This window comes from Thermodesulforhabdus norvegica (assembly GCF_900114975.1).
GTDB lineage: Bacteria > Desulfobacterota > Syntrophobacteria > Syntrophobacterales > Thermodesulforhabdaceae > Thermodesulforhabdus > Thermodesulforhabdus norvegica.
On the sequence record NZ_FOUU01000007.1, the window covers coordinates 26,017 to 48,881 of the forward strand.

The 22,865-nt window shown below is 50.2% G+C and carries 23 protein-coding genes, 1 tRNA gene and 1 pseudogene; 14 read left to right on the forward strand and 11 right to left on the reverse strand.

Going from position 1 to position 22,865, the window contains the following annotated elements:
* Positions 1-18: 18 nt before the first annotated feature.
* The 10 genes and pseudogenes from secF (at position 19) to BM091_RS10030 (ending at position 8,725) form a co-directional block, all read left to right on the forward strand.
* Positions 19-1,098, forward strand: a complete 1,080-nt coding sequence (secF, locus tag BM091_RS09980; RefSeq protein ID WP_093395450.1) for a protein translocase subunit SecF — start codon at positions 19-21, stop codon at positions 1,096-1,098.
* Positions 1,099-1,140: 42 nt separating this feature from the next.
* Positions 1,141-1,228 (forward strand) — tRNA-Leu (locus tag BM091_RS09985).
* Between the two features lie 92 nt (positions 1,229-1,320).
* Positions 1,321-1,551 (forward strand): annotated as a pseudogene (gene rpoZ, locus BM091_RS14515) (DNA-directed RNA polymerase subunit omega); the annotation flags it as partial.
* Positions 1,552-1,702: 151 nt separating this feature from the next.
* Positions 1,703-2,125: a hypothetical protein gene (locus BM091_RS09995; RefSeq protein WP_093395453.1), complete on the forward strand. Its 423-nt coding sequence runs from the start codon at positions 1,703-1,705 to the stop codon at positions 2,123-2,125.
* 66 nt (positions 2,126-2,191) lie between these two features.
* Positions 2,192-3,349, forward strand: coding sequence for a molecular chaperone DnaJ (gene dnaJ / locus BM091_RS10000; protein WP_093395455.1), 1,158 nt, complete (start codon positions 2,192-2,194; stop codon positions 3,347-3,349).
* Between the two features lie 228 nt (positions 3,350-3,577).
* Positions 3,578-4,537, forward strand: coding sequence for an ABC transporter ATP-binding protein (locus BM091_RS10010; RefSeq protein ID WP_093395458.1), 960 nt, complete (start codon positions 3,578-3,580; stop codon positions 4,535-4,537).
* Positions 4,538-4,550: 13 nt separating this feature from the next.
* Positions 4,551-5,324 (forward strand): ABC transporter permease subunit, encoded by a 774-nt coding sequence (locus BM091_RS10015; RefSeq protein ID WP_093395460.1) that lies wholly within the window; start codon positions 4,551-4,553, stop codon positions 5,322-5,324.
* 27 nt (positions 5,325-5,351) lie between these two features.
* A complete protein-coding gene (locus BM091_RS10020; RefSeq protein WP_093395462.1) occupies positions 5,352-6,773 on the forward strand; it encodes a GldG family protein in 1,422 nt (473 codons plus the stop codon).
* Complete coding sequence (locus tag BM091_RS10025) at positions 6,770-8,203, forward strand: DUF4340 domain-containing protein (protein WP_093395464.1); 1,434 nt, start codon at positions 6,770-6,772, stop codon at positions 8,201-8,203. The genes BM091_RS10020 and BM091_RS10025 overlap by 4 nt, the downstream gene beginning before the upstream one ends.
* Positions 8,204-8,269: 66 nt before the next feature.
* Positions 8,270-8,725, forward strand: coding sequence for a DUF4870 domain-containing protein (locus tag BM091_RS10030; RefSeq protein WP_093395466.1), 456 nt, complete (start codon positions 8,270-8,272; stop codon positions 8,723-8,725).
* Here the strand turns inward: BM091_RS10030 and BM091_RS10035 are convergent.
* From BM091_RS10035 to BM091_RS10070, 8 genes are all read right to left on the reverse strand, one after another.
* Positions 8,722-9,543 (reverse strand): sugar phosphate isomerase/epimerase family protein, encoded by an 822-nt coding sequence (locus BM091_RS10035; protein WP_093395468.1) that lies wholly within the window; start codon positions 9,541-9,543, stop codon positions 8,722-8,724. The genes BM091_RS10030 and BM091_RS10035 overlap by 4 nt on opposite strands.
* Positions 9,544-9,565: 22 nt before the next feature.
* Positions 9,566-11,620 carry an acetate--CoA ligase family protein gene (locus BM091_RS10040; protein ID WP_093395470.1) on the reverse strand — a complete coding sequence of 685 codons (2,055 nt, stop codon included), beginning with the start codon at positions 11,618-11,620 and terminating at the stop codon, positions 9,566-9,568.
* Between the two features lie 25 nt (positions 11,621-11,645).
* A protein-coding gene (prfB, locus tag BM091_RS10045) for a peptide chain release factor 2 (RefSeq protein ID WP_143083132.1) occupies positions 11,646-12,783 on the reverse strand; the annotation gives its coding sequence in 2 pieces (ribosomal slippage) (positions 11,646-12,716 and positions 12,718-12,783; 1,137 coding nt in all).
* Complete coding sequence (gene lnt / locus BM091_RS10050) at positions 12,780-14,348, reverse strand: apolipoprotein N-acyltransferase (protein WP_177193604.1); 1,569 nt, start codon at positions 14,346-14,348, stop codon at positions 12,780-12,782. Before lnt ends, prfB begins: the two co-directional genes overlap by 4 nt.
* Positions 14,345-15,217, reverse strand: a complete 873-nt coding sequence (locus BM091_RS10055; protein ID WP_093395475.1) for a hemolysin family protein — start codon at positions 15,215-15,217, stop codon at positions 14,345-14,347. Before BM091_RS10055 ends, lnt begins: the two co-directional genes overlap by 4 nt.
* A gap of 61 nt (positions 15,218-15,278) precedes the next feature.
* Entirely contained in the window at positions 15,279-16,247 is a 969-nt protein-coding gene (gene speB / locus BM091_RS10060; protein WP_093395477.1) for an agmatinase, read from the reverse strand.
* Entirely contained in the window at positions 16,244-16,690 is a 447-nt protein-coding gene (gene speD / locus BM091_RS10065) for an adenosylmethionine decarboxylase (protein ID WP_093395479.1), read from the reverse strand. Before speD ends, speB begins: the two co-directional genes overlap by 4 nt.
* A 70-nt stretch (positions 16,691-16,760) precedes the next feature.
* On the reverse strand, positions 16,761-17,318 hold the full coding sequence (locus BM091_RS10070; protein WP_245735346.1) for a cupin domain-containing protein: 558 nt from the start codon (positions 17,316-17,318) through the stop codon (positions 16,761-16,763).
* Between the two features lie 180 nt (positions 17,319-17,498).
* On the opposite strand from BM091_RS10070, the gene BM091_RS10075 reads away from it, so the two are divergent.
* Genes BM091_RS10075 through BM091_RS10085 form a run of 3 tightly spaced genes read left to right on the forward strand, consistent with a single transcriptional unit; the run spans position 17,499 to position 20,106 of the window.
* On the forward strand, positions 17,499-17,972 hold the full coding sequence (locus BM091_RS10075) for a hypothetical protein (protein ID WP_093395481.1): 474 nt from the start codon (positions 17,499-17,501) through the stop codon (positions 17,970-17,972).
* Positions 17,973-17,987: 15 nt separating this feature from the next.
* Positions 17,988-18,839, forward strand: a complete 852-nt coding sequence (locus tag BM091_RS10080) for a DUF2334 domain-containing protein (protein ID WP_093395482.1) — start codon at positions 17,988-17,990, stop codon at positions 18,837-18,839.
* Positions 18,826-20,106, forward strand: coding sequence for a radical SAM family protein (locus BM091_RS10085; protein ID WP_093395484.1), 1,281 nt, complete (start codon positions 18,826-18,828; stop codon positions 20,104-20,106). The genes BM091_RS10080 and BM091_RS10085 overlap by 14 nt, the downstream gene beginning before the upstream one ends.
* Here BM091_RS10085 and BM091_RS10090 read toward each other — a convergent pair.
* Together BM091_RS10090 and BM091_RS10095 are read right to left on the reverse strand one after the other, a co-directional pair.
* Positions 20,082-20,579 (reverse strand): NUDIX hydrolase, encoded by a 498-nt coding sequence (locus tag BM091_RS10090; RefSeq protein WP_093395485.1) that lies wholly within the window; start codon positions 20,577-20,579, stop codon positions 20,082-20,084. The two genes, BM091_RS10085 and BM091_RS10090, sit on opposite strands and share 25 nt — an antisense overlap.
* Positions 20,576-21,226: a thermonuclease family protein gene (locus BM091_RS10095; RefSeq protein WP_093395486.1), complete on the reverse strand. Its 651-nt coding sequence runs from the start codon at positions 21,224-21,226 to the stop codon at positions 20,576-20,578. The genes BM091_RS10090 and BM091_RS10095 overlap by 4 nt, the downstream gene beginning before the upstream one ends.
* A gap of 124 nt (positions 21,227-21,350) precedes the next feature.
* Here BM091_RS10095 and mreB point away from each other — a divergent pair, with 124 nt between their 5' ends.
* Positions 21,351-22,373 carry a rod shape-determining protein gene (gene mreB, locus BM091_RS10100; RefSeq protein WP_093395488.1) on the forward strand — a complete coding sequence of 341 codons (1,023 nt, stop codon included), beginning with the start codon at positions 21,351-21,353 and terminating at the stop codon, positions 22,371-22,373.
* Here mreB and BM091_RS10105 read toward each other — a convergent pair.
* Positions 22,366-22,779, reverse strand: a complete 414-nt coding sequence (locus BM091_RS10105; protein WP_093395489.1) for a hypothetical protein — start codon at positions 22,777-22,779, stop codon at positions 22,366-22,368. The genes mreB and BM091_RS10105 overlap by 8 nt on opposite strands.
* Between the last annotated feature and the right edge of the window lie 86 nt (positions 22,780-22,865).

A 22,865-nucleotide genomic window follows, 5' to 3' on the forward strand; every position in this document is an offset into this window, starting at 1 on the left:
CAGGGGAGATAGCAGATTATGGAGTTCATAAGGCCGGATATAAATCTGGATTTCGTGGGAAGACGAAATATTGCTTTTGTTCTATCTATCGTGCTTATCGTTACGGGTCTTTCGGCCATGGTGATTAGGGGTGGCCTCAACATGGGGATAGATTTTGCCGGGGGGACAATCGTACAGGTCAAGTTTTCGGAACCCGTCGAAGTGAGTCAAATTAGAGAGGCGCTAAAACCCCTTGGGGTTGGAGGCAGTGCTATTCAGCAGGTGGGATTGCCGGGCGATAACGAGTTTCTCATAAGAACCGGGGTATCCGGCGACGGGGTGAACCGTTTTGCTCGTCAGGTAAAAGAAAAGCTCGAAGGTGCCTTTGGGGCTGGCAAGGTAGAAATTCGGAGGGTTGAAACGGTAGGGCCCAAAGTCGGTGAAGATTTGCGTCACAAGGCCTTGCTGGCCATTTACTATTCCCTTCTCTTTATAGCCATCTACATATCCGGGCGTTTTGAGTTCAAATGGCTCGTGAGCGGTGGCATTGCTGCAGCACTCCTTGTGGTGCTCAAGCTTCTTGAAGCCGTCGGGTTGAATTACACCTATCTAACGATAGGCGCCCTGATATTGACTCTCCTTTTATTCTGGATCTTTCGGTTGCCCTATGCTCTGGCGGCCATTCTGGCTCTAATTCACGACGTTCTGATCACGGTGGGGATTTTCGCAATATTTAACAAGGAATTCACTCTGCAAATAGTTGCCGCTCTTCTTACCATAGTGGGATATTCTCTAAACGATACTATAATAGTCTTCGACCGCATTAGAGAAAATCTGCGGAAAGAACGGGTGGTGGATTTCAAAGAGCTGGTGAACAGAAGTATAAATCAGACCCTGAGCCGGACAATTCTCACTTCCGGAACGACCCTCGTGGTTATAGTTGCTCTTTTCGCTTTGGGTGGAACGGTGATAAGAGATTTTGCCTTTGCTTTGATGATAGGAGTGATTGTCGGTACCTATTCTTCAATTTTTGTGGCAAGCCCTCTGTTGATAGTTTACGAAGAATGGGCCCTCAGGAAGCCGGTTTCGGGAACTGCGGCGGCAAGAAAAGCGTCTTGACAGAAAAAGGAAGTAGTGGTCATAATTTAAAAGGCAGAAGGTGCCGGAGTGGTGAAACTGGTAGACGCGCTGGACTCAAAATCCAGTGGGCCTCGTGCCCGTGAGAGTTCGAGTCTCTCCTCCGGCACCACCTCTTTTTGTTGAACGGATCGGGCTTTGTCTGTGGATGACTGCGCCGTAATCTGAAGGAGGTTACGGCGTATTTTTCTGTGAGGGGAAAAGATGGCACGGGTTACGATAGAAGATTGCATGAGGCAGATTGACAGTCGCTTTGCTCTTATACATCTTGCCGTAAGAAGAGTTCTTCAGCTACGGCGCGGTGCAAAACCGCTGGTGCATGCTCCCAAAAATAAAGAAATAGTGCTGGCTCTAAGAGAAATAGCTGCCGGAAAGGTTACCCTGGAGAATATCGACCTTCTGGAGAAAGAGTCTCTTGAGCTTATTCCCGGAGCTAGAGCGGAAGAAGTAAAAGCGGCCCGGGAGAAGCAGGCTGAGATCCAGCAGGAGTTTGAAAGCGTTGCGGCCCTTGGAGCCGTAAGAGACAAAGGCGAAGGTGATGGTATCGTGGATGATGCCGAGGAGGAGTAAAGAGAGGCGGGCTTAAATGGCCAAACCGAAATTTCGAGATTATCTGGCCAAAAGGGATCTGCTGAATGAGCCCGATGCCGATAGAGACCGGCTTCTTGAGTGGGCATCATCGTGTATGGAAGCGGGTTACATACATGATGCCCTGGAATTTTATAAAAAAGCAGGGGATACGGCGGCTATCGAAAGAATCCTGACGGGGGCTCTGGACGAAGGAGATGTTTTTCTGGTCAAGCAGGCATTGGGCGGCCTTAAAAGAGATCTCTCGACGGAAGAATGGCTTAAGCTGGGAAAAAGGGCGGAGGCTCTGGGGAAGTTTGCTTTTGCTGCTGAGGCATACAGAAAAGCCGGGGCGGAAGAAGAGGTGGCCCGGTTGCTTCTTCTAACGGGAGAGGTCGTGGGTGAGGCTGACGATCTTGACAGGCCCAAACATCATGCTTAACGGGGAAGGGGGGTTGTTTGTCTTTAGCTACGGGGAAGATGTAAGGGAGTATGAGGATATGGCCTTATGAAAAGGGATTATTATGAAATCCTGGGCGTTTCTCGAAATGCAACCCAGGAAGAAATAAAAAAAGCCTACCGAAAACTTGCCTTCCAGTATCATCCCGACAGAAATCCCGGCGATAAGGAAGCGGAAGAGAAATTTAAAGAGGCGGCAGAGGCTTATGAAGTTCTGAGAGACCCGGAGAAAAGGCGGATTTACGATCTTTACGGTCATGACGGGCTTAAAGGAAGTGGTTATCAGGGCTTCAGAACCCATCACGATATTTTTTCCGCTTTTAGTGATATCTTCGAAGAATTTTTCGGAATGGGGTTTGGCGGAAGACCTCGCCAGCGATCTGCTTCTCAGCCGGGAAGTGATCTTCTTTACACGATGGAGCTGACCTTTGAAGAGGCCGTTCTCGGAGCCGATAAGGAGCTGGAAATTGAAACCTATGTGCGCTGCGAAAGCTGTGGAGGTAGCGGGGCAAGTCCGGGTAGCCGCGAGATCACCTGTCCTGCCTGTCACGGCTACGGCCAGGTTTTCCAGCATCAGGGTTTTTTCAGGATAAGTACGACCTGCTCCAGATGCGGTGGGGTGGGGCATATTCTCGAGAGCCCCTGCAGAGCCTGCGGAGGTCAGGGGCGGGTTGCCGGGAAAAAAAGGGTTAATGTTAAAATTCCGGCGGGAGTGGATACGGGAACCCGTTTGAGACTCCGAGGAGAAGGTGAGTGCGGGGTCCGCGGAGGTTCTCCCGGTGATCTCTATGTTCAGATTCGTGTCCGGCCTCATGATGTGTTCGAACGAGACGGCACGACACTTTTTGTCAGGGTTCCGGTTCATTTTGCCGAAGCCGTGCTTGGCGCCGACATAGAGATCCCCACGCTAGAGGGAACGGAAACCCTGCGTATTGAACCCGGCACTCAACCCGGAACCACCTTGAGGATTCCCGGAAGGGGCGTTCGATCTCTTAAGACTGGTCTGAGAGGGGATCTCGTCGTTGAGATTGACGTATATATTCCAAAAAAAATCAACAGGCGTCAAAGGGAGCTTTTAGAAGAGTTTTTGAAGATAGAAAAAGAAACAAAGGAAAAGGGCTCTGGCTGGGGATGGTGGAAGAAAAAGAAGAAGGAAAAGAAATCGGGCGGTGACGACAATTCCGGAAAAACGGCCTTTGCCTTCTAAGGCCAGCTATGATCAGAGGGCCTAATTCCTTTCAGGAAAAGCAGTATGATGACTTTCGGGCAACGGAGCTATATTGTTCGAAATGTCGCCGTCTCATGCCCGTAAGAGAACGGCTGTTACTGTTCTTGCCCGATGGAGAGCTTTATGAATACAGATGTAGCGGGTGTGGATCGTCTCTTGGAACGAAACGGGTAACCTCGGGAAGTTCTGTATTAACGAGGTGATGGTATGATCGATGTCAGAGGGTTGACGAAGTATTACGGTGCCATTCCGGCCATACAGGATGTTTCCTTTCAGGTTGAGAAAGGCGAGATTGTCGGGTTTCTCGGCCCTAACGGGGCAGGAAAATCCACAACCATAAAAATTCTCACCTGTTACATGCCCCCTTCTGCGGGAGTAGCCAGGATAGACGGTCTGGATTGCTTTGAACATTCTCTGGAAGTGAGGAAGCGCATAGGATACCTTCCGGAAACTGTTCCTCTCTACACCGAGATGACGGTGCGCCGTTTTCTTCAGTTCAGTGCATCATCCAAGGGTATTCCTGCTCGCCACATAAAGAAAGAGGTGGATCGGGTGGTTGATGTATGCGGTTTGAAGCCCGTGGCACATCGAATTATCGGCAATCTTTCAAAGGGTTATCGCCAGAGAGTCGGGCTTGCCCAGGCTCTTATAGGGAATCCTCCGGTAATTATTCTGGATGAACCCACAATCGGACTGGATCCTGCGCAGATCGTTGAAATGAGGAATCTCATTAAGTCCCTTGCAGGAGAGCACACTGTATTCTTAAGCAGCCACATATTGCCCGAAGTTGCCCAGACCTGCCAGCGGGTCGTGATAATAAACAAGGGAAGAATCGTGGCCACCGATACACCCGAACAACTCACGCAGAAGTTGCAGACCACGAAACAGGTGAAGGTCTCTCTGGATAGACCTGCCGAGTTGGCAGATCTCCAGAGACTTTTTTCCGAAATCGATGGAATAACTAGGATTGTTTCGGAAGATGGTAATCCTGCCCGATGGATAATTGAAACGGATCAAAGCAGAGAGGTGAGGCCTGCCGTTGCAAGGGTTCTGGTTGAGAACGGATATGGGCTTCTGGAGCTGAAGTCCGTGGATCTCAGTCTTGAGGAAGTGTTTATGCAACTGGTTACCGAGGAGAAGGATCTGCAGGAAGCTTCGGTGGCATAAAGGGGGTATGCCGATGAAGGGGTTCTGGGCAGTTTATAGGAAGGAGCTTTATTCCTTTATGTTTTCTCCGATAATTTACGTCGTGGCCGTGGTGTTTTTTTTGCTGGCGGGATACTTTTTCTACAGCGGTATGGCCTACTACAGCCTTGTAAGCTTTCAGGCTTCTCAAAATCCTTTCATGGCGCGGGAGCTTAACATTACCAACATGGTGACAAGGCCCTTTTTTCTGGATCTCAGCATAGTCTTTTTGCTTCTTTCCCCACTTCTCACGATGAGGCTTTTTGCCGAGGAAAGAAAAAGCGGAACTCTGGAGCTTCTGCTTACTTACCCCATATCGGATGCAGCAACGGTTTGGGCGAAGTTCTGTGCCGTCTTAACCGTGTACCTAATCCTGCTTCTGGGAACACTACCCTGTATGCTTATCCTTGATTACCTCACCGATCCCAACTGGCTTGTAATATTGGGAGGATACGGTGGTTTGATTTTAATGGGAGCGGCATTCCTTTCTCTGGGTATTTTTACCTCTTCTCTTACCCAGAACCAGATCATAGCGGCTACTATTTCTTTCGGAGCCCTTTTGGGGTTCTGGATTATTTCCTGGATGAGGTCGATTGCCCAGAGCACTTTTGTCCGCAATCTTTTTGAATACCTGTCCATAACAGAACATCTAGATCCCTTTACGAAGGGATTAATAGATACGCGGCACATCGTCTATTATGTATTGTTTACGGTGGTATTCCTTTTTCTTACGCGCCGCAGGATCGATTCTTATCGCTGGAACGGGTAGCCACCCTCTCTTAAGCGGAGGTTGACGATGCGACGGGGATTAAAGCGTAGCAGGAGCGTGACTTACGGATCCCAGGCATTATTATCGACTCTTCTCTTTCTGGGAATAGTGGTTTTCATAGCCCTTATTTCTGAGAGACATTTCTTTCGGTGGGACCTAACCGAAGCCAGGGTGCACACCCTTACGGAGCAGTCGAAAAAGGTGGTAGCTTCTATTACGGAACCCGTTCACATCCTTGCCTTTTATGCCACGGATCAGGGCCGCGAAGAGGCTCAGGATCTACTTGAGACCTATCGGTATTATAATTCAAAAATATCCTATGAGTTCATAGATCCGGACAGAAGTCCTGAAATGGCCAAGAAATACGAGATACGAACTTACGGAACTTTGGTGCTGGAGGGTTACGGTAAGAAGGAGACCGTGCAGAGTGCTACCGAGGAGTCTATCACAAATGCTCTTCTGAAATTGAGCCGTAACGAGAAGAAAAAGATCTACTTTCTAATAGGCCATGGAGAGCATTCCATAGATGAGTTCGGTAAGGTCGGGTATTCTACGGTCAGATCTTCGCTGGAGAAAGAAAATTACGAGGTTTCAACTCTGAATTTAATGTCTATGGATGCGGTGCCCGATGATGCCGCGGTTGTTGTTGTGCCCGGTCCGAAGAAGGAACTCTTCCCCGAAGAAATAAAAAGACTGGATGCTTATGTCAGAAGAGGCGGAAAGCTGGTGGTAATGCTTGATCCCTATCAGGATGCAGGGCTGAAGGAGTGGCTCGGTGAGTACGGAATTGAGCTGCAAGATGATGTTATCATCGATAAATTAAGTCGCGTTTTTGGTGGTAGTTATCTGCTTCCCGTTGTTACCCAGTACGGTTTCCACCCCATCACAAAAGATTTCAATGTTGCGACTTTTTATGCCGAAGCAAGATCTGTGAGAGAAGCTTCAGACCATCCAGATTATGTTTCCCTGACAACCCTCGCCAGAACGTCGGAGGGAGCCTGGGCGGAGACCAATCAGGAGATGTTGCGTCAGGGACAGGCCAGCTATGACGAGGGAGAAGATCTTATGGGTCCGGTGCCCATTGCGGTAATTGCGAGAGTTGATGTGGAGAAAATGTCGGAAAGTACCGGTGAAAAAGAAAACGAAAAGGATAGGACAGAAAAGGGAGAGGAGAAAAAGGGCTATTTGCTTGTTATAGGCGATTCCGACTTTGTGGATAACACTCACTTTGGGCTTTCCGGAAACGGAGACTTTTTCCTCAATGCCGTGCATTATCTTGCAGAAGAGGAAACCCTCATAACCATTGAACCTCGGAAGAAAGAAGGGCAACCTCTTGTGTTGACGGGACCTCAGATGAAGCTTGTCATGTGGGTCAGTATGGTTTTGATACCTCTTTTTGTGATTGTCTTAGGCTTTGGGGTTTATCGGGTCAGGAGGGCCCAGAGATGAAGTGGAAAAGCCTTGCTGTTTATGGCCTTATTCTTTTGATTCTGGCAGGTTTTTACTACTACGTGGATGTTTACAAAAGAAAGGAAAAGGAGAAAGCCGAACTCCAGGCCAGGAAGGTTTTCGATTTTTCGCCCGATAAGATCTCCGAGGTGCGTGTTGTAAGAAGTGACGGAAAGACCGTTAAACTCGTAAAGGAGGAGAAAGGCTGGGTTATAAGGGAGCCCCTTCAGGCGGCGGCAGACGATGCTTCCGTTAAAGGTCTTTTAAATGTCATGGCCGATCTTGAAGCCGACCGCTGGATTGATGTGAAAGGCGGAGAAGCGGGGCAATACGGCCTGGACAGGCCGAACCTGGTAATTGAAGCGGTCGATTCAGAGGGGAAGCATGTTCTGAGCGTGGGGATCAAAAATCCAGCCGAAACCCACTATTATGCCCGTGTTGGAGAATCCAAAAGAGTTTTCCTTATGAGTGCGAGCCGCTGGAATATTCTTAACAAGGATGTTTATGACCTCAGACGAAAGGAGCTGGCGGTTTTTCAAAATGATGATGTCGAAGCAATTACAGTTTCCTGGGCCGATGGTGGGTCGGTGGAAGTAAAAAAGGAATCCGATAAGTGGTTTTCGCCGCAGGAGCCGGATGTAAAGATCAAAAGCAGCAAGGTAGAAAATGTTATTGACCAGATAAGATGGTTGAGGGCACGTAAGTTTCTGGACGAATTGACCGGTGGTGAAGACGGTGAGGGTTCTTTACTTTCGAAGTACGGGCTCGATAAGCCCGAGGTGAAGGTTGATGTCCTCCTTCAGGGTGGCAAAAAGATCCGTATTGCTTTTGCGGAGCCGGAGGAAGGATCGAATACCGAGCTTGTTGCATACAGTTCAGATCTTGGTTCAATTGTGAACACCGATAGGGATGTACTGGGCGAACTTCCAAAAACTCTTCATGACCTGGAAGACAGATCCCTTTTTACCTGGCAGGAAGAATCGGTGGGCCGCCTGGTGTGGAAGAAGAAAGAGCGATCCGTTGAGATCACCCGTGCGGAGGACGATAAATGGAAAGTCTCGGTTAACGGGGGGAAATCTGAAGAACTTGAAGAAGGCTGGCGGATAAGGTCTGTGTTCTGGGATCTTGAAGATCTGGAATACGAAAAAGAGCTGAAACCGGTGCCTTCACTTCCTGCCGAGCCCCTTTATGGCCTCACTTTCTTTGATACGGATAAAGAAGAGCTGGCACGGTGGATCTGGAATGAACTTCCGGCAGAAGAAGAGGAAAAAGAGTCTCCCGAAAGAGTTGTGACCTTATGGGTTGTGAAAGGAGAGAAGGTAGAGAAGGCAGTGGAGGTTAAGGCCTCGTTGCTGGGAGACATCGTAGATAAGCTCGATAACACGGTGAAAGATCTGGAAAAAGATGAAAAGAAAGAAGAAAACAGGTAAACTGTGTCTTTGCGAGTTCTTAAAAAGGGATTTTTCCGGAGCCTGAAATTAAATTAAGGGTATGGTTTGGTAAGGAAAGAGGGTGACAAAAAGGCAATAGAAGAAATAGGGCTCTGGGCGTCGCTTTGCCACTTCAGTGCCCTGCTGGGAGTGGTTTGGTGGCTTCCTTTTCTGGACGTCTGGATTCCCTTTGGACAGATTGTTGCGCCGCTGGGTGTCTGGCTGGTAAAACGCAAAAAGTCGCCTTACATTGACCTTGCAGGGAGGCTTGCCCTTAGCTTTCAGACTTCCATTACTGCTATCTGCCTTGCAACGGCCTTCATGGCACCCCCGGTCGTGGCCTTCCCCGGTGTTTGGGGGCTGATTTTCTTCGACCTTTTCTGCACAATTCGGGCAGGTGTTGCTTACAGTGAAGGCAGGTTGTACCGCTATCCCCTGCCTGCTCTGCCTGTTTTCAGAACGAAAGCACTCTGGGACGAGGTGTCTTTGAAACACTCCCGGGGCAATCTGTTCACCCCTTAGAAAAAGTCGTTTTCTTTTAACCACTTATTCAGGGACTCCAGACTTTCCTGAGACGGCTGTTCTGCTGAAGCAGGGTCGATGATGATGTAGCCGTCAAAGGAAGCTTCCATAAGACAGTTAAGAAAGGCTTTTACGTCCAGTTCCCCTTCTCCTATGGGAACGTGAGAGTGGCTTTCTGAGCAGACGACGTCGCTCAGGTAAATACAGGCCGTCTGCGGAAGGATTGCCTGAATTGTGCTGCAGGGGTCTTCTCCGGCACAGCGGGCGTGAGCAGGATCGAAGGCGATTTTCAGATTTTCCGGAAACTCCAGCTCGCGCAGAAAGGCTATTGCCTGATCTGCCGTGGATATCAGAATGTCAGGCGAAGGTCGTAAAAGTATGGTTATGCCCAGACGTCCTACGGTGGAAAGCACGCGGAACATGTTTGCAACGAACAACCGCCACGCCTCGTTGTAGTCCATTGACTCGGGAATGGGGCTTCCGGCGGGGATGGTGACGTATTTTATACCGAGAGCCGCCGCTATCCTTGCACAGTCTAAGGTGTAGCGGATGCGTTCTTCCCGTTCTTTCCAGTCCTCAGCAAGCCACGAAGGGTTGAAGTCCGGCGGACCATAGGCATCCAGGGCGACCACGGTAAGTTTGTTATCCTGAAGGGCTCGCTGAATTTGTGCGGCGTAAGCCGCCGTAAAGTCCCCTGGATTAATGTGAGGCTTCTGTGCCAGGATGTCCAGGTTTTTGAATCCGGCTTTTGCAATGGACTGTATGGACTGCTCCAGCGAAAACTGCCTGAAGCTCTTGGTGCTCAGAGCAAACTTCATAGACCTTTACCTCCGGGAAGGATTATTCGGCAAGGAATATTCGCCAGTCCAGCACGGAAATGCCTTCGGGGGTTACCATTACGGGGTTGAGGTCCAGCTCTGCTATACGGGGAAAAGCATAAAGAATCTGTGAGGTTCTAACCACCAGGTCGGTCAGAGCATCTATGTTCATCGCCCTTCGGCCGCGGAACTCGCGCAAGAGAGAAGCTCCTTTTGTTTCGAGTATCATTCGTTCGGCTTCTTCCTTGCCGACCGGAGCTACCCGCATGCTTACGTCCTTAAAGACCTCCACGATAATCCCTCCGGAACCGGTTATTATAACAGGCCCGAAATTGGGATCCTTTTTCCCGCCAACGATCCATTCGACGCCCTGAGAGGGGACCATTTTTTGAACGATTACCTCCGGACCCAGTCTGGAAAGTTCACCGTAGGCCTTTCGCAGGTCCTTCTCGCTTTCAATACCGAGAAAAACACCGCCTGCATCCGTCTTGTGCACAATTGCGGGGTTTGCCGTTTTGAGGACGACGGGAAAGCCGATTTCTCCGGCTTTTTCTGCCGCTTCCTCTTCGTCTGTGGCTTTCTTCCAGGGCACCAGAGGCAAACCGCAGGCCTTCAGAAATGTCCCGGCATCGAAGGGATGCATCACACCTGCGGGTGATCCCTGCAGGATCAGCCGTGCCTCTTCTGAAAATTCCACCGCGGATACGGCGGATCCAAGGGCCTCGGGACGAAGAGTGTAAAAGTCTCTGGACAGGGCCAGCACCTTAACGGCTTCTCGAGGATCCGTGAATATGGGGAACTTTACGCTTTGCTTATTGTGCAAAAGCTCTCTGTAGGGGGTGAACACGCAGAGGGCTATGGGTTTTCCGGTTTCGGAAACAACCTGAGGTATGGCCTCGATTAATTTTCGTGAAGATTCTCTGTCAAAGAGGCCCTGATAATGATGAACGAAAAGAAGACAGTCGAAATCCGGGTTTCCAGCCGACTCACGGGCCAGGTTCAAATAGAGATCGAAGTCAAAGACGTCACCCAGATCAAGGGGGTTTTGAAACCTGATTACGCCGGCCCTGGATTTCTCTTCAACGGCCCTGATCAGCTTGTCAGGAAAAGGGGGAAGCTCAAAACCGAATTCTCCCGCTGCATCGGCGGCTATGACCGCATGACCTCCCGATCGTGAGATAACCGCCAGTCGATTGCCCTTTACAGGAGGCAGGGAAAATCCTTTTAAAGCTTCGATGGCTTCCTGCTGGCTTTCTACTCGTATGATACCGGCCTGCCTGCAGGCAGCGCTTACGACGGAATCATCGGCGGCAAGGGATGCCGAGTGTGATCGGGCAATGTTCCTCGATGCCTCATTGCAATTCGATTTGAAGAGGATCACGGGCTTGTCGTGTGTCGATGCAAGCTCCATAAGGCGACGACCGTCGTTGATTCCCTCAAGATAGCAGAAGATCACACGGGTTCTATCGTCGGAAAGGTAGTGCTCCAGGATGTCGCATTCGTCGGTGTTGAGTTTGTTTCCGATGGAGGCAAAAAGGCTGTAGCCCAGGTTCTCGGCACCCAGGCTGTTTAGAATGCTTCCGCCCACACCACCGCTCTGAGAAATGATCCCGATGTGTCCCGGCGGAGCCTCCGGTTCTATGGGCATAAAGGGAACCGCCAGTCCTGTCCATCGGTTAATGATACCGATACAGTTTGGTCCGATCAGCCTCATCCCGTAACGCCTGAGTATATCCCTGATTTTATCTTCGAGTTCTCGTCTTTCGTCGCCGAGTTCGCTGAAGCCGCCGGACTCCACCACCACCCGCTTTATGCCTTTTTCGCCGCACTGGACGAGCACGTCGGGGACTGCCCGTGCAGGTATTAAGAGAACTGCCAGATCTGTGGGTTCCGGCGTTTCCATAACGGACCTGTAGATCCTGAAGCCCATAAAGCTTCCGCCCCTGGGGCCTACAAGATACATAACTCCGGGAAACTGGTAGCGAAGCATGTTATAGACGATGGCCCTTCCCAGATTTGTAGGAGAATTGGATACGCCAACAACGGTTACGCTCGAAGCCTCAAAGAACTTTTTCATCGTCCGTCTCCACTAAGTGTTAGGGCTATTGCGAGGCAACGGCCTGCTGTTCCTTTTGCTGGAGTTGTTGCAAAAGATAAGCTTCAATAAACTGATCGATATCTCCGTCCAGTACGTTGTCAACGTCGCCACGCTCTATGTTTGTCCTGTGATCCTTGACCAGCCTGTAAGGCTGGAGGACGTAGGAGCGGATCTGGTTACCCCAGGCGATCTCATCCAGGTTGTCGTGAATCTCCTGGAGTTTTTCCTGCTGCTTCTTTCGTTCCAGCTCATACAGCCGGGCCCTGAGGATCCGCATGGCAATTTCCCGGTTTCTGTGCTGAGACTTTTCGTTTTGACAGGTTACAACAATTCCCGTGGGGAGATGTGTAATTCGGACGGCCGAGCTGGTTTTGTTTACATGCTGACCTCCTGCACCGCTGGCCCTGAAGGTATCTATCCTCAGGTCGGAAGGCTTAATGTCGATGACTATTTCGTCGTCTATCTCGGGATAAACGAAAACTGCCGCAAAGGAAGTGTGTCGTCGTCCACTCGCATCGAAGGGCGAAATCCGAACCAGACGATGAATTCCCGACTCTGCCTTCAGGAAGCCGTATGCATACTTACCCGAAACCGTGAAGGTTACGTTCTTTATGCCCGCCTCTTCTCCGTCAAGCATGTCCACTATTTCGACCTTATAGCCTTTGCGCTCGCACCAGCGGGTGTACATCCTCAGGAGCATTTCCGCCCAGTCCTGAGCTTCCGTACCGCCTGCACCGGCGTGAATGCTCACAATGGCATTTCGCCCGTCGTTTTCGCCGTCAAGGAGCCTTTCCAGCTCAAGGCTACGGAGCTCCTTTTTCAGCTTGACTGCCTTATCGGCTATTTCCTGAAGTGTCTGTTCGTCTTCTTCTTCAACGGCCAGATCCAGCAGAATTTCGCACTCCTCCACTTCTCTCTTAATACCTTCCCACCTCTGGACGACATCCGAAAGTTCTGCTCGTTCCTTTACTATATTTTTGGACTCCTCAGGCCTGGACCAGAAATCCTCCTTTGCCATCAGGCTCTCTATGACCTTGAGACGCTCTCTTTTGCCGGCAATGTCAAAGATACCCTCCCAGGTTTTCTACCCGTTTGGTAAGGTACCTCAGGTCTGCCTTAACTCCCGCAACATCGACCCTCATAGCTTTACCCTCCTTGCTTTCTTTTTAACTGAATGCCGGACATACAACATAGAGATAAGTGTAGTCAATGCGCATAAAAGAACAAGCCAATCGCCGAACCGGGCGTAAAAAGTGACTTCCTCGCCTGTACATACGGTCTGATCGATAAATCCTTCTTTAAAAAGATCCAGTGATTGTTCAACTCGGCCCAAAGGGTCCACGAATGCACTGATCCCCGTGTTTGTTGACCTCAGAAGGGGGCGGCGGGTTTCCACCGCCCTCCATCGCGCCATTTCAAGATGTTGAAACGGTGCGGAAGTGTACCCGAACCAGGCATCATTGCTGATGTTTACAAGGACATTTGCTCCTGCTTTTGTGCGTTTTCGAGCCAGCTCCGGAAAGATTGCCTCGTAACATATAAGAACGCCCATGCGAATACCACCCTTCTGAAGCAATCCGGAAGTCTTTCCCGGGATGAAGTCTCCTGCCGCAGGCACAAGCCTTTTTACAAAGAAGAGCACCTTTTTCAGGGGCACGTATTCGCCGAAGGGAACAAGATGTTCTTTAGAATACTTCCCCGTGGTGATACCTCTTTTGTCGACGAGATATGCATTGTTGAGAAATCCCTCGGCTTCTCCCCCTTCTTTAAATGCAACGCCGGGACTTCCGAAAAGCAGGGCAACTCCCTCCTTTTTTGCGAATTGCCTTATGGCCTGGCCGAAATCCGGATCAAGCTCAAAAAAGAACGGCATGGCCGTTTCCGGCCATACGATAAGCTCGATATTGCCGCTGTGCAATAGAGCATTTCGTGACAGGGCAAGATATTTTTCCAGGGTAGTCCTTCTGAACTCTGCGTCCCATTTTACCGCCTGATCGATATTGCCCTGAACTATTGCCGTTCTGAAACACTTGCTCGTTCCGGACGAAGCCCCATAGTTTTTGATCTTGTGTGCACCGTAGAAGAAGATAAAGGCCCACACCGTGGCGACGGATAGTGCCGCAACGAAAGAAAAACGCCGTTTCTTCAGAAGTTCGGCTATTACCGCATTGATCAAAAGAACCGCAAAGCTTACGCCGTAAACACCCCACAGGTCTGCGCTCTGCACGATTTGAAGAACGGAACCCTGGCTGTATCCAACAAGGTTCCAGGGAAATCCCGTAAGGGCTTTTGCCTGAATCCACTCCAGAAGTACCCACGTGCACGGTAGTACTAGCCAGTTGAGGTTGAGTAACGATAGGTATCGGGCCGCAATTGCGAAGATGGCGGGGTAGATGGCGAGGTAAGCACAGAGGGCTACGCACAAAAGGAGAGACAGGGTAAAAGGAAGATGCCCGTATTTTTGAAGTACGTAGTGGATCCAGTATATACTGGTCAGCCTGTGGCTCAGGCCGAAAACGAACCCGAAGATTGCGGCCCTGGAAACACCTGTTTTCCTGTCGGAGGACGCACAGAGCAGCGGGATAAAAGCAATCCAGGCTACAGGAGAATAGCCGTAAGGAGGAAAAGCAAGGGTTAAAGAAACTCCACCGATGAGGATAATCGGAAAGGGACTCTCCAGAAGGCGAATCAAATTCTGCCCGCTCAAATGACCACACCGGACTGAGATGCGTTGTCGGATGCACCTTCCGTCGAACGGCGGATCAACACCTTCTCCACCTTCCTGTCCGTTGCCGCCAGGATTTCCATTTCCAGGTCGCCCCACTGTATCACTTCGCCCTTTTGAGGCACCCTGCCTATGAGGCTGAATATCAAACCGCCTACGGACTCGAACTTGCCTTCAGGAAAGCTCACGTTCAGATATTCTTCAAGATCCTCAACATCTAACCGGGCATCCACAATCAGCGAACCGTCGTCGTTTTCCGTTATCCAGTGCTCGTCACTGTCGTATTCATCCATTATGTCGCCTATGATCTCTTCAATAATGTCTTCCAGAGTCAGAATACCTGCCGTACCGCCGTACTCATCTACCACAATGGCCAGATGGGATTTCTTATTGCGGAGTTCTGCCAGGACGGCGCTGATTTTTTTTGTCTCGGGAATGAAGTAGGGCGCCCGGACCAGGGATCTTGCTTCTGTGTCAGTCTGACCCCAGTATCTCAGCAGATCCTTGGCGTGGATTATCCCTATGATGTTATCCAGGGTGTTTTCATAAACGGGGATTCTTGAGTGACCACTTTCCACTATGACCTTAACCACTTCTTCGAGAGAAGTGCCCGCCGGAACTGCCGTTACATCAGTTCTGGGCACCATTATCTCACGCGCCGTGGTATCCCTGAAGGAAAAAATACCCTGGATCATCTCCCCTTCGTCTTCGGAAATGATCCCCTGCTTTTCTCCTTCAGTGATGAGCTCTTCTATTTCCTTTTCGATTTCCGCCGGATCGCCGAGCCCGGCAAGCCTGTGAAAGACCTTTCTAAGCCAGCGAGCAAGGTTTTTGGGCGATTCCTCGTCCAACGATTCTACCCCGCTATTTCGGTGAACTGAGCAAAACAACTACACCTTCGCTTATCAATTATTAACAGTTTGTTAGATCCTTGTCCAGAGGTCTTAAGTCACCTTTGCGCCGGTATAAATAGGCACAAAGCTTATAGACCAGCTTCGCCGCCAGAAAGTCAGGGGCTACCATTCCGGGGATGGGTTTTAGCTCCATAATGTCACAGCCCAGCACGTTACGCTTGAGGCAGATCTGCTTGAGAAGACCCGTAACTTCGTACCACCCCAGTCCGCCCGGCTCCGGTGTTCCCACCGACGGCATTACGGAGGGATCGAAAACGTCAAGATCGATCGTGATATAAACATTGTCGGATAAGTTTTCCACGATTGAATTCCAGAGTGCCGGTTTTTCGTGAAGCTGTGCTGCAGGGTAGAAGGGAATGGCTTTCCTGCGCACCAGGTCGTGCTCTTCCCTGGTAAGAGACCTTATCCCTACGGAAACCAGTGGATAGAGTTCCAGAATTCTTCTGGCGACACAGGCATTACTCCACGGACTACCCTGGTATTCTTCTCTGAGATCGGCATGGGCGTCCAGGTGAAGAACCGTTATGTTTTCGCTGGAATAGAATTCTTTTAAAGAAGAGACGAGCCCCAAGGTCATCAGGTGCTCACCGCCAAGCATTATGGGGATCTTCCCGTGCTTTAATATGAAAAGCCCTGCCTGCTTAACACGTTCGACCATTTCACGGGGAGATGAGATCTTAACGGGTAATTCGGGCAGGGTGAAAATGCCCTGACGCCACGGTTCGGTTTCCGTTTCTTCGTCATAGGGCTCCAGTTCCCGGGATGCCATTATAATGGCCCTGGGTCCCTCTCGCGTACCCGGCACGAAGGTGGTGGTTCCGTCATAAGGAACGGGCAGGATTACCACGCGGGCGCTTTTGAAAGCCTCGGCGTCCGAAGGAAGCCCCATAAACGTGTAAGGGGAACCTTCCGAAAAGAGGTTCCCCGGGATTTCCAGGTCTGCAAACATGGTTCTTCTGTGAATCATCTCCTGGTTCTAAGCAGTCTGTCCATACGAACAACCTGTTTTGATTCGGACAGCGAATTAGGGAACTCCTGACCACGGTCAAGAACATGAATTTCACACTTCTGGATGGAGAAATATTCCTTTAGGGTTTTAACAGCTTTGTCCGTGTCAAAGGGCTTACATGAGAACATGTCCACGCTTATGTACTGTTTTTCCGGGAATGTGTGAATGCTTATGTGGCTTTCGGCAATAAGTACAAAACCAGATATGCCCCAATCCTCCGGTACTGTGCCCACGTAGCGGAATACGTAGGGAGGCATAATCTTGGTCATCTCCATTTCCTCGGGGTAACGATCGAGAAAATCGTAAATAGCCTGGATGTCTTCAAGGACTGACCGGTCGCACCCGTAACCGTCGACCATGAGATGTACTCCAAAGCCAAACTCGGGTTTTTTCATTCCCATTTCAACTTACCTCCCCAATCATGCCGAGCACAACTTCTTACATACCCCGACGGACTATCTCCCCTGGCAATCACCATTCAAAACGGGTGGGGCTTACCACCCAGAGTAGCTCCGCTTCGCTCTGACCGACGTTTTCTACCCAGTGACGCGTAGAGCTCTTAAAGTAGAAACAATCTCCATTTTTAAGCCTGTAATTTTGCCTGTCCAGCCACAAAACTATACGACCCTTGAGAACGAAACCGAACTCCTCACCGGGATGGGCCGTCTCTTCGGGGGTTTTTACTCCCGGCGCAAGCCTTACCAGAACCGGGTCCATAAGCCTTCCGGTAGCCCTCGGCAAAAGATAGAAAACGGAGCATTCATCCGTGGATGCCGTGCTCAATACCCGCCTGCGGGCGTAACCTATAGTTGAAGTATCCCGGACGTCGCTGAAAAACTCGGCCAATCCCACTCCCAGAACATCCAGGATAGCCTTGAGTGTAGAAATCGACGGCGATGTAAGATCTCTTTCCAGTTGCGAAATAAAACCCTTGGTAAGGTAGGCGCGGTTTGCCAGCTCTTCCTGCGTAAGACCGCTCTCCATTCGCAACCTTTTCAGCTTTTCGCCGATCTTCAAACCCGCTTCCATGTTTACCTTCATTAAACCGTTGGTTTAGTAAAGCGGCATTATATAAAGGGCATGATCTCCTCTTGTCAAGAAAAAGAATGAGCCTCAGACCCGTAGCACGGTCTTTTCCTTCCGGGAAGATCGGGATATAAGGTTAGGGTGTCGTCGAACTAGTTTTTCCTTTCTTGCTGGAGGTGAGTTATGTCGGACGCCGTTGAATACACCTTTGCACATTTTGAAAGGATCGCCGAAGAGAATCGCTTTCCCGAAAATGCGTCGATAGAGCACGATAGCAATATGTGTTTGATCTGCCATCCGGAGAATATTCCCGGAGATTCGTTCAAGTTCTGCCTCGATCTCATTGTGTCCTGCATTCTCAAGCGTCGTCCCCGCATTGACGAGTCGTTGATTGAGGCCGTAAACGAAGAGATGGAGATGCTCGGCGAGGATTACAGGATAACCCTTCAGGAGTTGTTGAATGAAGAACCCGAAGCCGTAAAGGCATGGCAGATGTGGGCCCGGTCCTCTATAAACACGGGCCTTGAGATGCTTTCAATGCATTCCCAGAATGCTCCTTATTACCAGCTCGATGACCTGGACGAGAGCCGGAGTCAGTACGTGAGGCAAAAACTGGAAGAATTTTTCAGGCTACAGAAGGGTACTTCGACAACATAAAAGGGGGTGAATTGATTGGTTACTCTGGCTAACCTCAAAGAACTTGCAGATCCGGACATGTCCGGTTTTCCCAGACCCAGGAAGGTAAGTGCCGTATGGAAATCCCTGCCCGCCAACTGGCAGGCAAGGCTGGAGGAGGTCCTCCGCCGTTGTGCCGAAAGGGAACCCGTTGTTTTTTTTCGAGCCGATGATGTGGGCGCTTACAGCCACGCCTTTAAGATGCTTCTTAATCTTTTCAGGTTCTACGAGATTCCTCTTGCTCTTGCCGTGGTACCGGCCTGGATGAGTGCCAAAAGGACGGAGATGTTCCGTTCCTTTATAGATCTTGAAAATCCTCTGTGGAACTGGCATCAGCACGGATGGCGGCATGTTAACTGGAGCAGAGATGGGAAAAAGGCCGAGTTCGGTAACTGGCGTACCAAGGATCAACAGTGGAACGATATACTCAAGGGGAAAAGAAAACTGGAAGGGCTCTTCAGGAATTCACTGGTGCCCGTTTTCACGCCTCCCTGGAATCGACTGGATCTCAATACTCTCGGTGCACTTCAGCAACTGGGCTTTGCTGCCGTATCCATTGACGGGCCTATTCCCAGAGGTGCAAAGCAATCGGTGCGTTTGAAAAACTTCAGAATTTACATCGACCTGCACACCAGAAAGTCGGAAAACCCCGGCTATGCTTATGACGAACTGATGAAGAATCTGGAAAATGCCTTAACGCGAAAAGGGAACATAGGCATAATGATCCATCACAAGATGATGAATCATGCGGCCTTTGAATTTCTTAATTACTTCCTTTATCTGATCCGCTCAATTCCCGGAATAGGCATTACATCCTTCAGGGAAATGATAGAAAATGACCGTGAGTGATCGCCCCAGTTTGCTTTTCGCCGACAGGAACGGCCAGATCTACGATTTCCCCTATCTCGAGATGGTGGGATCTCATGCGGGGAGATGGAGAAGGCTCAGGCCGGGGGACTGGATACCTCTTCCCGAGGGGAGTGAGCTTTTCGTTCTTCCCGACCGATATCCCGCCGGTTTTGATCCCGAGAGGGGCAGATTTGTTGTGCTCGACCGGAATCCTTATAATGCTCGTGAATCCATAAGGGCTGTAGCTGCATTTGTTGCCCCTGCACATACTGCTACTTATCTGGCGGCCTACAAAAGATCGCGGGATGCCCGCATCTTGCCTCTCTTTTCCTATGCCGCCGTAGGTTGGTACAAAGACTCCTTTGTAACTACGGCGATCAGGGTCGATCCCGACGAGAGACAGGACGCGCGTCACTTTAAAAAAGACGTTATTGCCAGGGAGGCTCAGGCTCTGATCGAATCCTACCGGTCCAACAGGCTTATTCAGCATCTCGGACGCTGTGCCCTGAGCTATGCCTGCCCTGCCGCCAGGAACTTTTTTATGGGACGCTGGGAGGCTCCCCTTCCTACATCGCCGGTCTGCAATGCCAGATGTCTGGGTTGCATAAGCTATCAGGAGAACCCGGAAATTCCCGTTACTCAGGAAAGATTGAACTTCGTGCCGACGGCAGAAGAAGTGGCCGAAGTTGCGCTCCTGCACATAAAAAGAGCCGAAAGGCCCGTCGTCAGCTTCGGACAGGGCTGTGAAGGAGAGCCCTTGCTTCAGGCTCAGGTTCTTGAAAAGGCCATAGGCCTTATCAGAAAGGAAACCGAAAAGGGGACGATAAACCTGAATACCAATGCGAGTCTTCCCGCCCGGGTTGATCGCCTCTTTGCCGTGGGACTGGATAGCATCAGGGTAAGTCTTAACAGCGTTCAGGAAAGATACTACAACGCCTACTACAGGCCCAGAGGCTATTCCTTTGAAGATGTTAAAAAAACAATCCTTACGGCGTTGTCCCACAACGGGTTTGTATCCCTTAATTACTTTATTCTTCCCGGCGTTACCGATGATCCCGCAGAAGTCGATGCCTTTATGGAATTTCTTAAGTCCCATCCTGTCAATCTCATACAGATGAGAAACTTCAACATTGACCCCGAATGGTATATCAACGAGATAGATTTTAGACCTACGGGGCCGCCGGTGGGTATCAAGCGCTGGATGGAAGTCGTGCGTGAGAACTTTCCGGACGTCCGCTTCGGTTACTTTAATCCCTTTTTAAGGTAGATATTTGCCCCTTCGTGAGATGATAAGGTATTGAGGGCGCGGTGGATTACTCCCTTGGTAAAGGTGGTCAGTTCAAAGCCGTCGAGTTCGTCCATGCTTACGTATTTACTTTCTTCCGCATCGGAACCACTTACCGGATCGGCCTTCGATAGCGGAGTGCAAAGAAAATCGACCAGAACATAATGGTAAAGTATCCGTCCTTTTTGGTCGGGGATGATCCGATCCAGGATCGCTATGACATCATGAACCCGTACCGGTATTCCCGTCTCTTCCAGAATCTCTCTTTTAACGGCTTCTTCAAGGGTTTCTCCCGTTCTGACCAGCCCGCCGGGTATTGACCACAGGCCCTTTGAGGGTTCGTTGGCACGCCGTACCAGCAGGACCTTTTTGTCTCTTATTACCACGGCACCCACCCCAATAAGCGGTCGGTCCGGATAGGTTCTTGACGGTTGTATATTCGATGACCCGGTCATGGTTTGCAACGCCTGCACGGATGAAATCCCTGATTAAAAGCATCCTCCCTGGTTATGAACTTAACGGCGTTTCGGGGGCTTATAGATCGTCCGAAAGGACAGGACGGTCTATGAAAAACGAAGCTTCTTCTATTGCCTACGTAAAAAGGTTCGGCCTTTACAGGGCATGCTCCCCAGAGTCCCTTTTTCTGCTTTATGGCGCTTCTCTGGAGGTCCAGAAAATGCAGAAGTTTTTGAAACCCTTCGGGTTTCCTCAATACCCAGCCATAGCCGTCTCGAATCAACACTTCGTTTACGCACCTTCCGTCACTCAGGTAAACATACGCCAGCAGCCGCCCGTGTCTGTCTCTTAGCTGAGCCGGATCGTACCTCAGTTTAACTCTTTTGCCCATGACCATTGAAGCGTTTGCCCTGGCTGCTTCCGGGCCAAAGCAATCGGCAGGATTGTCGTCGTGTTCTACCTCGGGAGTATCTATTCCCAGATATCTTACCTTTATACCCCCTTCCAGCATTATGGTGTCTCCGTCGAAAACCGCAACAACCCGACCTTCTCCGGGCGGATCAAAGGCCGTCGAGCCTGAGGTAGTTAGTACAGTCCACAGGAGGATTGTGGTAACGCAAGCCAGGGCTTTTTTGATTGTCACCATCTCACCCCTTTATTTGCATGAAATGATTTGACCCATGTCCGGTTCCAATACTAAAAGGGATAACGATTGTAAGCGTAGTGGTCGTAAGGTGTAATGTAAAGAACATTTTCTTGCGGAGTGGGATATGTTTAGACGGCTTCTCGGCTTTTTTGCCAAAGATCTTGCGATGGATCTGGGGACGGCCAACACGCTGATATACTTGAAGGGTCATGGTATAGTCCTGAACGAACCTTCCGTTGTAGCCATTCACGCCGACGATTACAGCGTTCTGGCAGTCGGACGGGAAGCCAGGGCCATGGTGGGGAAGCACGGCAGAAGGATCGTAACCATAAGACCTCTTAAAGACGGCGTCATTGCCGACTTTGAAGTTACCAGTGTCATGATTAAAAGTTTTCTGGGTTCGGTGCTGAAAAGAAAACAACTGGTGAAGCCCAAACTGGTCGTGGCGGTGCCGACCGGTATTACGGCCGTTGAAAAACGAGCGGTCATCGAAGCGGCGGAGCAGGCCGGAGCCGGAAAGGTTTTGCTGATCGAAGAACCCGTGGCCGCCGCGATAGGAGCCGGACTGCCCATAGACCAGCCCGTGGGCAGTATGGTCGTTGATATAGGAGGAGGAACCACGGAGGTTGCCGTTATATCGCTGTTTGCCGTCGCTTACAGTGAGTCCGTGAGGGTGGCCGGGGACGAAGCCAACGAAGCCATAGTGAGATATGTACAGAGAAAACATCAGATGATTATAAGCGAATACACGGCCGAACAGATAAAAATCAAAATCGGAAGTGCTCTGCCGATGGAAAAGAGCTTAAGGGTTCAGGTGCGGGGCAAGGAAATTCTGAGCGGTATTCCAAAAACCTTTTATGTAACCGACGAAGAGGTCAGAGAAGCCCTTCAGGAGCCGATTCAGGTAATCGTTGAGTCCGTGAGAAAGGCTTTGGAAAAGACACCGCCGGATCTTGCGGCAGACATATATGACCGGGGGATATGGTTGGCCGGAGGAGGTGCACTTCTTAAGGGTCTCGACAGGCTGATTTCCAGTGATACCGGTTTGCCGGTCCATGTGGCCGACGATCCCCTGACCGCCATAGTCAGAGGAGCCGGAACGGTTATTGAGCACCTGGACTATTATAAACCGGTTTTTATCAGCTAGTTTTTTTATCCTCCTTACGGCCTTCTATAACCTTCCACTGCCGCTTGCGTTCTTCTCTAAGCCAGGCCTGAACCCACTCAAGCCATGCCGTTCTGTACTCTTCGAGAGCCTGCAGGTATCTTCTGCGCTTTTCTTCGTGGAGTTCTTCTTCCCGCTTTATTTCTTCACGCAGCTTTTTAAGCTTGTGATAGACCAGAAAAGAGGACCAAAATTTTTCGTTAAGCGGTGATCCGTATTTTTCTTCAAGAAGCGACATGAGTTCATGAGCTCCTCGTTCAGAGAGAAAGCGCTCTATGTCGAAAAGCTCTTTTTCACGAATGTAATACCGGGACATTTCCCAGAGCGCTACTTCCTCGCTTAAGCTCTTTAGCAATTCCTCCAGGGTCCACTCTTTTTCTTTGGACACGAAAGCCCCGCTCCATTACATAATGTTATGAACGTTTCTTAACAAACCCTTAGCATCTGCCCGAAAACTTGAAAAGGAGGAATTCC